9 protein-coding genes and 1 pseudogene are annotated in these 11,116 nt (G+C 60.2%); 8 read left to right on the forward strand and 2 right to left on the reverse strand.

Going from position 1 to position 11,116, the window contains the following annotated elements:
• Positions 1 to 127: 127 nt before the first annotated feature.
• The 5 genes from AC1DVA_RS24935 (at position 128) to AC1DVA_RS24955 (ending at position 4,995) form a co-directional block, all read left to right on the forward strand.
• The gene (locus AC1DVA_RS24935; RefSeq protein ID WP_476807652.1) at positions 128 to 514 is read left to right on the forward strand and encodes a hypothetical protein; all 387 of its coding nucleotides are present in this window, start codon (positions 128 to 130) and stop codon (positions 512 to 514) included.
• Between the two features lie 205 nt (positions 515 to 719).
• On the forward strand, positions 720 to 1,709 hold the full coding sequence (locus AC1DVA_RS24940) for a formylglycine-generating enzyme family protein (protein ID WP_476807659.1): 990 nt from the start codon (positions 720 to 722) through the stop codon (positions 1,707 to 1,709).
• Positions 1,710 to 1,767: 58 nt separating this feature from the next.
• Positions 1,768 to 2,802, forward strand: coding sequence for an HAD family hydrolase (locus AC1DVA_RS24945; RefSeq protein WP_476807653.1), 1,035 nt, complete (start codon positions 1,768 to 1,770; stop codon positions 2,800 to 2,802).
• A gap of 177 nt (positions 2,803 to 2,979) precedes the next feature.
• Positions 2,980 to 3,804: an LssY C-terminal domain-containing protein gene (locus AC1DVA_RS24950; protein WP_476807654.1), complete on the forward strand. Its 825-nt coding sequence runs from the start codon at positions 2,980 to 2,982 to the stop codon at positions 3,802 to 3,804.
• A 102-nt stretch (positions 3,805 to 3,906) separates the two neighbouring features.
• A complete protein-coding gene (locus AC1DVA_RS24955; protein WP_476807655.1) occupies positions 3,907 to 4,995 on the forward strand; it encodes an AI-2E family transporter in 1,089 nt (362 codons plus the stop codon).
• Positions 4,996 to 5,316: 321 nt separating this feature from the next.
• On the opposite strand, the gene AC1DVA_RS24960 is transcribed toward AC1DVA_RS24955, so the two are convergent.
• Positions 5,317 to 6,357 (reverse strand): helix-turn-helix transcriptional regulator, encoded by a 1,041-nt coding sequence (locus AC1DVA_RS24960; protein ID WP_265052937.1) that lies wholly within the window; start codon positions 6,355 to 6,357, stop codon positions 5,317 to 5,319.
• A gap of 229 nt (positions 6,358 to 6,586) precedes the next feature.
• Between AC1DVA_RS24960 and AC1DVA_RS24965 the strand changes: the two genes are divergently transcribed.
• Together AC1DVA_RS24965 and AC1DVA_RS24970 are read left to right on the forward strand one after the other, a co-directional pair.
• Positions 6,587 to 7,342, forward strand: a complete 756-nt coding sequence (locus AC1DVA_RS24965; protein ID WP_476807656.1) for a hypothetical protein — start codon at positions 6,587 to 6,589, stop codon at positions 7,340 to 7,342.
• A 178-nt stretch (positions 7,343 to 7,520) separates the two neighbouring features.
• Complete coding sequence (locus AC1DVA_RS24970; protein ID WP_476807657.1) at positions 7,521 to 8,972, forward strand: DUF1254 domain-containing protein; 1,452 nt, start codon at positions 7,521 to 7,523, stop codon at positions 8,970 to 8,972.
• A 278-nt stretch (positions 8,973 to 9,250) separates the two neighbouring features.
• On the opposite strand, the pseudogene AC1DVA_RS24975 reads toward AC1DVA_RS24970, so the two are convergent.
• Positions 9,251 to 10,349, reverse strand: a pseudogene (locus AC1DVA_RS24975) (IS3 family transposase).
• A 582-nt stretch (positions 10,350 to 10,931) separates the two neighbouring features.
• Between AC1DVA_RS24975 and AC1DVA_RS24980 the strand changes: the two are divergent.
• A partial coding sequence (locus AC1DVA_RS24980; RefSeq protein WP_476807658.1) for a FadR/GntR family transcriptional regulator occupies positions 10,932 to 11,116 on the forward strand: 185 nt, incomplete at its 3' end.

An 11,116-nucleotide genomic window follows, 5' to 3' on the forward strand; every position in this document is an offset into this window, starting at 1 on the left:
GCTCCATCCTCCAGTGCACAGCTTCGGAGGAATTATCGCCTCGGAGCGCCGACAGGAAACTGACGCGCACAAATGTTGACCCGACTCATTGGGCAACAGCGCTGAACATCACATTCAGGAGCCAAACATGAGAAGTCGTCTCGCCGCCGGTCTGGCTGTTACGTTGAGTATCGGCCTCGCAGGCTGCCAGTCAACYCAACAGGCGGTACAGCAGAAGGAGGACCTCCTCTCTGCGGCGGGCTTCATTCCACAACCTGCAAATACGCCACAGCGGCTTGCGGCCATGAAAAAGCTGCCGCCGAACAAATTCGTGCAGCAGACCAAGAACTCGCAGGTCGCCTACGTGTATGCTGATCCGATTGTTTGCCAGTGTGTCTACTTCGGAAACCAAGCAGCTTACGCCCAGTATCGCCAGATGGTCTTTCAGAAGCGGCTCGCCGACGAGCGGCAAATGACGGCGGCGATGAACCAGGATGCTTTCGACTTCGGGCCCTGGGATGCTCCATTCATGTGATCATAAGCCTATCCCGATTGGCGCAGGCCGCCGGACGGACTTCATCTCCACGGCCCTTGGACCGGCCCATCTACACCGACAACCGCAACAACGGCTTTACCTATCGTACGACCCAGCACGGCGTCTTTTCGAGCATCGCTTATCACTTCTGATCCGTCAGCCTTCCCACGGGGATGTCATGACCGACTTGGACATCGCAGACCGAATGGCCGCTGCGCTTCGCGAACGTGACGATGTCTCGCGAGCCAGCCCTGAGCCGGCCGACATGATCGCGGTACCTGGCGGGATATTCCTGATGGGATCCGATCGCCATTATCCCGAGGAGGCCCCGGTCCATCGCGCGGCCGTCGACAGCTTCTGGATGGATCGAACGCCGGTAACGAACCGGCAGTTCAAGGAGTTCGTCAAGGCAACCGGACACGTCACCTTTGCGGAGGTCGCGCCCGACCCAAAGGATTATCCCGGAACGCCCTCTCACATGCTCTACGCGGGCTCTTTGGTGTTCTCCCAGCCAGCGGGCCGGGTCGACCGACGCGATTTCCGTCACTGGTGGAGCCTGAGGATGGGAGCCAACTGGCGCCGCCCCTATGGCCCCGGAAGCAATATTAACGCGCTGGACAATCATCCTGTTGTTCATGTCAGCTTTGCAGACGCGCTCGCCTATGCCCGCTGGGCCGGCAAGGACCTGCCGACCGAGGCCGAATGGGAGTTTGCCGCACGGGGCGGTCTCGCCGGTGCTGAATACGCCTGGGGTGGCAGCCTCTCTCCCGGCGGGCGCCACATGGCGAATACCTGGCAAGGCGAGTTTCCGCATCAGAACCTGGCCGAGGATGGCTTCGAACGCACTTCGCCGGTCACGGCGTTTCCACCAAACGGCTACGGCCTGCAGGACATGATCGGCAATGTCTGGGAGTGGACCACAGATTGGTACGCGCCCAAGCATCAGGCTGAGGCCGCGAAGACCTGCTGCATTCCACAGAACCCGCGAGGCGGCCGCGAAGACGACAGCTACGACCCCGATCTGCCGGAGATTAGAATCCCCCGTAAGGTCATCAAGGGCGGCTCGCATCTTTGCGCACCCAACTATTGCCGCCGCTATCGCCCGGCTGCGCGCCATGCGGAACCGGTCGACACCTCGACCAGCCATCTCGGCTTCCGCTGCGTCTGGAGGCCGCCGTCAACGCAACAGCCTTAGGAACGGCAACAAGCGCCGGCGCCCACCGTCAGTGAGATTCCATTTGATGGAGACCGAAATGAAATCCGTTTTGCCTTACAGCGCCGGTCTAAATCGTCGCGTGTTGATCTCAGTATTGACCGGGGTGCCTGTTCTGATCGGACCACTTCGCCCGTCAATAGTGCTGGCGCAGTCCGACCCGCTGTCGTCCTGGAATGATGGCCCGGTCAAGGCGTCGATCACCAACTTCGTCGCGCGCGTGACTACGCAAGGTGGCGCCGACTTTGTGGCGCCGGCTGAGCGCATCGCGGTGTTCGACAACGACGGCACGTTGTGGGCAGAGCAGCCGATGTACGTCCAGCTCGCGTTTGTCCTCGATCGGGTCAGGGCACTCGCTGCGCAAAACCCCGGATGGAAGACCAAGCAGCCTTTCAAGGCGGTCCTGAATGGCGACATGAGGGCGCTGGCGGCTTCGGGCGAGCAGGGCCTGATGCAACTGATCGCGGTGACACATGCCGGCATGACCTCGGACGAGTTCGCGAAAATCGCCTCGGAATGGCTTGCCACCGCGCGCCACCCGCGCTTCAAGCGTCCCTATACCGAATTGGTCTACCAGCCCATGCTGGAGCTGCTTACCTACCTGCGCGCGAATGGGTTCAAGACCTACATCGCCTCCGGTGGCGGCGTCGAGTTCATGCGGCCATGGACTGAGAGAGTGTACGGCATCCCTCCCGAGCAGGTTCTCGGCTCCTCGATCAAGACGAAATTCGAGATGCGTGACGGCAGGCCGACCATATTCCGTCTGCCRCAGATCAACTTCATCGACGACAAGGCCGGCAAGCCTGTCGGCATCAACCAACAGATCGGCCGACGGCCGATCGCTGCTTTCGGGAATTCGGATGGCGATCTCGAAATGCTGCAATGGACGACGATGTCAGGCGGCCCACGCTTCGGCCTAATCCTTCACCATACAGATGCCGAACGCGAGTTCGCCTATGACCGTCAGGCCCATTTCGGCAAGCTCGACAAGGCGCTCGACGCCGCAGCCGCTAATCAGTGGACCGTTGTCGATATGAAGCGAGACTGGAAGAAGATCTTCCCGTTTCATGATTAAGGTCGGACTGCTGTTCGGAGACTTTGGGTACTGGCGCTGCCGAGGTGTAAGGCGTGGAATAACTTAGGTCCGACATGTGGACGCGACGCAACTGCCCACTGGTATACTCGCCTGTCGGAAACCGACTACGAATAGCGAGGCGGCCGCGACCGACCGGAGCAAGATAGGACAAGAATTTTGAGATTGCTCGCGCGCTTTTTTCAGAGGTTTCTTATTTTTTGTCTTGGCGTCGTCAGCGTTTGGCTGATTGTGTTTGTAATCTTTGATACGGCGGATCACAGGCTTCCATGGGTCGTGGCGGTAAGCCTCACTTACGGGTTGGCCGCCTATGTCATTCTGCCCAATGTAGTCCGAATGGGTCTGAAGGTCCTTCATCGGTCGCTTATCCCCCGCTACACGATCACCGGCGATGGTCTGCCCGGCGATCCCGTAAACCTCGTCCTCATCGGCACCTTGCAACAATTGCGCGATGCGTTTGCAACGGCAGGCTGGACGACGGCCGATCGCTTGGGGGCCGCAAGCTCGTGGCGAATGATACGAGCGTTTCTGCTCAACTCCCCGTATCCCAACGCCCCTTTCAGCACCCTCTATCTCTTTGGACGAAGGCAGGACATAGGTTTCCAGGAGCCCATCAATAACAGCCCGCGAAAGCGCCATCATATCCGTTTCTGGGCCCTGAGCCTCGCTCGCTCGGAGGAGGATATGGCTGCAGCGAGCTTTTGGATGAATACGGATAAACCGTCGACCGATCAGCCTGTATTATGGGTGGGCGCGGGCACCAGAGACACGGGTTTGTCGCTGGCTCGACTAACGCTCCAAGTAACCCATGCGACCGATTCAGACACGAATGCAGAACGCAGCTACATCCTCGCTCAGCTGACGGCAAAGCGGGTGATCGGGGATGTCGCATTGCATCAGTCCGGTTCACGTTTGCAAGCCGGAAAGGTGAACCACTACGTTACCGACGGCGAGATCGCCTTCGCCAGTCTGATGGAGAATTGAACAAGGATTTCTACGACCGTTTTTCGCGCTGGGATCCGAGAATCCGCGCGTTGGTATCGCAGCTAGAATCTGGCAGTCGAGATCGAAACGCATGAGTGACGAATGTCGATGAGAATCGCGCGACCGGCGACCTTCTGGATCGCGGTCTCTGCGATCGCGCTCGTTACGCTGATGCTGGTGCGCCAAATACTGCTGCCATTCGTGGCCGGCACGTTGCTCGCCTATCTTCTCATTCCGGCGGTCGACAAGCTGGAGCGGCTCGGGATTAGCCGTTCCCTTGCAACTCTGGGCGTCTTCGTGCCGATCGTCGCGGTTCTAATCGGCTTCTTCCTGGTTATGCTCCCGGCCATCGTCGGCGAGTTCAGGTTTTTTGTTGAAGAGTTTCCCGCCTACGTCACCCGCCTTCAGTCGCAGATGGGCGATGCAAGCCGACCGTGGCTGCACCGTATCATGGGCGACGAACTCCATATCGAGCAATCGACCCGCGACATCGCGAAGACGATGAGCACTAACTGGGTTGACGAGTTCCTTCGCTCGCTATGGTCGAGTGGAGAGGCCTTGGTTTCCCTTCTTTCGCTGCTGATCATCACGCCGGTCATCGCCATCTATGTCGCCATTGACTGGCACCGAATGATAGCGACCGTCGATGGCTGGTTTCCACCGTCCTGCCGCGACGACATGCGAGCGCTTGGGCGCGAAATCCACGAGACAGTCGCTGGCTTCGTGCGCGGGCAGATCGTCATCTGCCTCGTTCTCGCCGTGCTTTATGCGACAGCCCTGAAGGCGACAGGGCTGAACCATGCAGTCTTGATCGGAATCACCGCAGCCCTGATCAGTTTTGTTCCCTATTTTGGAGCCGCAACCGGGTTTCTCGTCGCGGCCTGCGTTGCATTGGTCCAATTCTGGCCGAATTGGGGGCCAGTCGCCGTTGTAGGGGGCATCTTCATCGTCGGAGAAATGCTTTCCGATTATGTTCTCTCGCCGCGCCTCATCGGTCGCCGCGTCAACCTCCACCCGGTCTGGATGATGTTCGCGCTGTTCGCCTTTGGATGGCTGTTCGGCTTCGTGGGCGTGTTGTTGGCGATACCTCTCGCTGCGTCGCTAGGCGTGATCCTGCGGTTTGCGAGGCGGCAGTCTCTGGCAGGTAAGGAGTACATCGTCGATCCGCCCCCACCGAGAGGTCCGGTGTGAGTGGTAATTCAGCACTGGAAGCGTAAGCCCTCGCCAAGAACCACCTAAATCGTGCAGTTAAAAAGGTGGATGGTTTGGCCGAGGCAGCTGTTGCCACACTACACGCAAGCTGCCTTTGCCAGCGGCCGCTAGGGGGGCAGCCGTTCGCCAAATTGAGTTCCGGAAAGCGGACCTTCCAAAGGTCAGCTAGGGGCCAAAAGCGCCGGACGCTGTCCGGGCGGGATGCGCCATAAGCGGAACTTGGTTCTCCGGCCAAAAGCAGACGTCAGTTGCGCTGCCGCATCAGGGCCGGATTTGACCTCTTCCCCGGCCGCGCCCATTTTAGCGGGAACCGGCACCGTCTGGCGCGCCCTCATGGTGGATGTTGGCACGAAACTCCCGTGGTCCGCTGCCCGTCACCTTTCGGAAGGCACGCGCGAAATTGGCTGGCGAGGAATATCCCATCTCTGCCGCAACACGGGTGATCGAGCCATTCGTGTGCCTGAGCAACTCGGTGGCCCGCTGCAACCGTGCCGCATTCGCCAGGCTGCGAAAATCAGTGCCAGCCTGACTTAGCTCACGTTGCAGCGTTCGGACGCTGGTAGCCATCGGTCGCGCGACGCGATCGATGGACACGCTGCCGGTGAGAACCTGAGCCCGGACCTGCTCCATGACGACGTCGAGCAGATCGCGTGGAGCGCCGCCAGGCCGATCTCGGGCCACGTCCTCGATGGTGACGATCGGCCATGCCCCACGGTTAGGAGCAGCCGACAAGAGGTGGCGTTCCATGACGATCGTCACGGCGGGCGCGTTGAACAGGACGGGGCACTGGAAGAGATCTTCGAACAGCCCGATCTGGCGCGGCCTGCTGATATTGAGCTCGACGCGCAGTGGCCGCCAGTCAAAAGGCAAATAAGCCCTGAGGACGCTGAGCAGAACGCCGGCAGCCGCTCCGGCGATCATGTCGTAGCCCGCGTGGCCAGCCAAGGCAAAGACGTAGCTATAGCGTGCCTCGTCGCCGACGATGGCGACGGACATCCTGTCATGGGTGCTGTGATAAGGCAGCGCCACAATGGCCCGCTGGATGGATTGGCCGAGGGTATCGCCCCCCAGAACGTAGCGCCCGAAGCTGCCGTAATTGCCTGCGCTCATCATCGGCGCGATCAGAAGCCCGAGATTGGGCTCGCCGGCCGCCCTTGCCGCAGCATTCACGAAGCCGAGGACTGCGGCATGCGGGATGAAACAATTGCGGCCTTCGGTCAGCTCCAGATCGAAGCCTGCTGCGCGGTTTGCCCGTAGGAGCGCGCTTTCCCCGATTGCATGACGCAGGAATGCCGGCAGGCCGTGCAGGATGTGGCTCGAGATGACTGGGATCTCAGCCACGCGCTGGACGCTCCGGAATGCTTGCAAGGTTGGCGCAAAATGAGTGGTCTCAAGATCTGATTGGTGCTTTGTCACACAGTATAAGTGCTCCCGGCAAACGGAAAACCCCATTTTTCGCCGTTGGCATTTAGCTTTGGTATGGCTGAAGGAGCCTGCGTCCGTGAGCGGGAGGAAATTGATCAGGCTAGCTAAACTGGCATTCTCCGCAACCTTGTCATGTTCGGGAGTGGTGCTGGCGGAAGATTCAACGGGCAGCCCCGGCGATCTGGCCAAGGCGGCGCAGAACCCCGTTGCCGACATGATCAGCGTGCCGTTCCAGAACAACTTCAACTTCAATGTCGGTCCGCACAAACAGCTGCAGAATGTCCTCAACATCCAGCCGGTGATTCCGATCACGCTAAACAAGGATTGGAACCTGATCACGCGCTGGATCACGCCTGTGATCTCGCAACCGGCCCTGACGGTGAATGGCGACCGCGAGTTCGGCCTGGGCGACATCAACCCCAGCTTCTTCTTCTCGCCGAAGCAGCCAACTCACGGCATCATCTGGGGCATCGGGCCGACCGTCGTACTCCCCACCGGCACCGACAAGAGCCTCACGTCCGGCAAGTACTCGACGGGGCCGGCCTTCGTAGCCCTGGCAATCGAAGGGCCCTGGGTCGTCGGCGTCCTCGTCAACAACGTCTGGTCCTTCGCGGGCAAGAGTACCCGCAGCACGGTCAACGCAATGACGCTGCAGCCGTTTGTRAACTACAATTTCCACGGCGGCTGGTACCTGACATCCTCCCCCGTCATCACCGCCAACTGGGAAGCCGGCCAGGGCGACCGCTGGACGGTGCCGATCGGAGGCGGTTTTGGGCGCGTGTTCAAGATCGGCCATCAGCCCGTCAATGCGCAGCTGGCAGCCTACTATAATGTCGCAAAGCCCAGCGGCGCCGCCGATTGGCAGCTGAGGGCCCAGCTCCAGTTCCTGTTCCCGAAATGATGGGCGAACGAGCCGCTCATGGGTGCCTCCCGGGGGGCGTGGCCGCGCCAAACGCCKACATACAAGCGGCTGTGAATAGGCCGTTCCTGCATTGTCAATAATCGCAGACGTCGCGTAACTTCATCTTGCTACCTACGCGCGCTCAGCCACGAGTTGTGAACCCGAAGGAAGTGTTCAAATGATCACGAAACGCGATCTGCTTGGCTCTGCTGCGCTGGCGGCGCTCACCGCCACGATGGCAAAGGCCGACATCGTCTCCCCCCCGGTCATTGAGCAGAACAGTGTCGAATGGCCCAGCCTGTTCGAGGCCAAGGACATCGCCGAGGAAGGCTTCATCTACGGCCTGCCGCTGGTGATGTATTATGCGGTGATGCAGGAGTTCGCCGTCGATAGGAACTCGGGACAGTTCAAGGCCCCATTCAACGAAATCAAAAACCTGAACCATGTCGCCACCCCGGCGGACACGGCAATCATCACGCCCAATAGCGATACGCCTTACTCGTTTATCTGGCTGGATTTGCGTGCTGAACCCATGGTCATCTCGGTGCCCGCGATCGAAAAGGACCGCTATTATTCGGTCCAGCTCATCGACGGCAACACTTACAATTTTGGCTATATCGGCACGCGCGCCACGGGGACCGAGCCGGGCGACTATCTGGTCGTCGGGCCGGACTGGAAAGGTGGAACGCCCGCTGGGATCAAGCGGGTCTTCTCATCGACAACGCCGTTCCCGCTCGCGATTTTCCGCACTCAACTGTTCAATCCCGGCGACATGCCGAATGTCGAGAAGATCCAGGCCGGCTACAAGGGGCAGCCGCTTTCCGCTTTCCTCAAGCAGCCCGCCCCGCCCGCCGCGCCGAAGATTGATTTCGTTCCCGCCAGCACGGCCGGGATCAGGCATAACTTCTTCGAGTATCTCGACGCGGCCCTGCAATTTGTCCCCGAGACGGCAAGGGACAAGGCGGTTCGCGCGAAGCTTGCGAAGATAGGCATCGGCCCCRCCAAGACCTTTGCGTTCAAGGATCTGTCGTTCGAGTACAAGGCCGAAATCCTGGTGGCCATGAAGCAAGGCAACGGCAAGGTCGACAAATGGCTGGCCGGTGGAAACAAGAACATCAACGGCTGGAACATTGGCTCGTTCTTCGGCGACGAGGCCTTCTATAACAGCGATTGGGTGATGCGGGCCGGGTCTGCAAAGGGCGGTCTCCTCGGCAATGACGCTGTAGAAGCCATGTATCCCTATACCCGCACCGACGCGACCGGTGAGGCGCTCGACGGCAGCAAGTACAAATACACCATCACCTTCGCACCCGGCCAGTTGCCGCCAGTGAATGCGTTCTGGTCGGTTACGATGTACGACGGCAAGAGCCAGTTCCTGGTGAAGAACCCGATCAATCGCTACCTCATCAACTCTCCTATGTTGTCGGGCATGAAAAAGGACGCGGATGGCTCGCTGACTCTGTACATCCAAAAGGACAGCCCCGGTGCGGACAAGGAAGCAAACTGGCTTCCGGCGCCGGATGACAAGATCTATCTCGTGATGCGCCTCTATTGGCCGAAGCCAACACAGCCTTCGATCCTGCCGGCGGGCGCAGGAACATGGCAGCCACCGGGCCTGAAGCGGGTCTGATAGTAGACGAAAGGATTTGCGCGCCCCTTAGTCGCAAGTTCATTGCGATAATGCGGTCATCGTCCGTGCCGTCTGCAGATTTGGCATAATATTCAATCGGAATTATCGCCATCGCGACCCGAAACTGGGTCTCCAATATGATCGGCTTGCCATTTTCGCTCAATAGCTGTGGCTCTTACACTTTCAAACAGGAGATCATAATGCCCAAAACTCTCGCTGTGACCTGAGGCCTATTTCTCCTCCGACCTGAGGGAGAGTCCTGAGTTTGATTTCTGGCCTTAAGCGGCCTGTTTTTCCAGCGTGGATTTGAGGGCGAACTCGGCGGGCGTGATGTTGCCGAGGGCCGAATGGGGTCGGTGTCGGTTGTAGTCCTCCTTCCATGCGCTGATAGCGTTGCGGGCTTCAGTGAGCGTCGAGAACAGCGTGTCGTTGAGGCACTCATCCCGGAAGCGTCCGTTGAAGCTCTCGACGAAGGCATTCTGCGTCGGCTTGCCGGGGGCGATGTAGTGCCACTCGACGCCGGTCTCCTGGCACCAGCGCAGGATCGCCATCGAGGTGAACTCGGTGCCGTTGTCGGACACGATCGTCCCCGGCCGGCCGCGCAGGCGAATGACGCCATCCAGTTCGCGGGTCACGCGCAGACCCGAGAGCGAGGTGTCGGCGACGAGCGCCAGGCACTCGCGCGTATAGTCRTCGACGATGGCGAGCACCCTGAAGCGGCGACCGTCCGAGATCGTGTCGGAGAGAAAGTCGAGGCTCCAGCGCACATTGGCCCGATCAGGCACGAGCATGGGCCTGCGCAGTGCCCAATCCCGTTTGCGGCCGCCACGCCGGCGGACCTGCAACTTCTCCTCGCTATAGAGCCGTCGCAGCTTCTTCTGGTTCATCACGATGCCCTGGCGGTCCAGCATGATGTGGATCCTGCGGTAGCCGAACCGCCGGCGCTCCGCCGCCACGCCCTTCATCGCCTCGCGCAGCAGGGCATCGTCCGGCCGGGTGCTCGTGAGCGYACCGTCGAGCGGTCGATCGTCAAGGCCAGGCRCGCCCGACGCTGGCTCACCGCATGCACCGTGCAGGCATGAGCCACCGCCTTCCGCTTCGCATCGGGCGTCACCATTTTTTTGCGGCGACATCCTTCAGGATCGCGTTGTCGAGCATCTGTTCGGCCAGCARCTTCTTGAGGCGGGCGTTCTCATCATCGAGGGTCTTCAGCCGGCGCGCATCCGACACGTCCATCCCGCCATACTTCGCCTTGAACTTGTAGAAGGTCGCCGAGGAGATGCCGTGCTTGCGGCAGACRTCMGCCGTCGCCGCTCCGGCCTCCTGCTCCTTTAGCATCCCGRTGATCTGCTCTTCCGTAAATCGTGAGGGGCGCATCGTCCGTCTCCTTGAGTGACGGACTCCACTCAAATCTGGAGGAGGATCAGGGTCTCAGGTCAGATCATGATCGCCTCCCAAAAACCTCCCAGCATCCTGCGCTCTGCGGCGCCGCGTTCGTTGCGTTGGATCAAACTATCGCGGCGAAAATACTCTGAGATGCGAGCCGAACGCGCCCGATGCGGGACAACTCGTGATGAAGCTGATCTCACGTCCGACGGAGTGTTTTCGGCATCTTGACCGCAGCTGATAACCTCCATCTCCTGGGATCCTGCTAGCGCTCGCCTCGCCGCAATCGAACACTGGCTCGTCGCCGCGAACCAGACATTCACAGGCGCGCACCGCCGTTGTCGGCTGGCGTCCCAACTCGCACTTTGGCTCTAAGTAATTCGCCACCGCCGACGAGAAGGACTTAGCCTTCCGGAAATTAGGTTAGCCCCACCCCGCGCATCAAGTCGAACGCGCGATGTTGTGGGGCTAACTCGCTCTTGACCCGTACATTGCCGCACGGCCGGCGCGCGCGCCAAGTCTTGGCGCTCACGTGGATTGACCGCCTCAATTATACGATGATACGATATTTGTATGAGCCGCCCCTGCAGCCTCCACGATGTCCTTGTCGACCGCATCGGTCGGATGGTCGTCACCGGCACATTCGGAAGTTTGGGCGCCCTGCCTCGGGAGGATGAGCTGGCGAAGACCTTCTCCGTCAGCCGAACGGTGATCCGGGAGGTGACCAAGACGTTGAGGGCGCTCGGGCTGGTCACGAC

The sequence above is a fragment of the Allobosea sp. P4_C6 genome (genome assembly GCF_056402015.1).

What these genes read in the sequence shown, in the direction of transcription:
- AC1DVA_RS24940 (WP_476807659.1), top strand. Translation starts at nt 720, where the DNA reads ATGGCCGCTGCGCTTCGCGAACGTGACGATGTCTCGCGAGCCAGCCCT.
- AC1DVA_RS24955 (WP_476807655.1), top strand. Translation starts at nt 3,907, where the DNA reads ATGTCGATGAGAATCGCGCGACCGGCGACCTTCTGGATCGCGGTCTCT.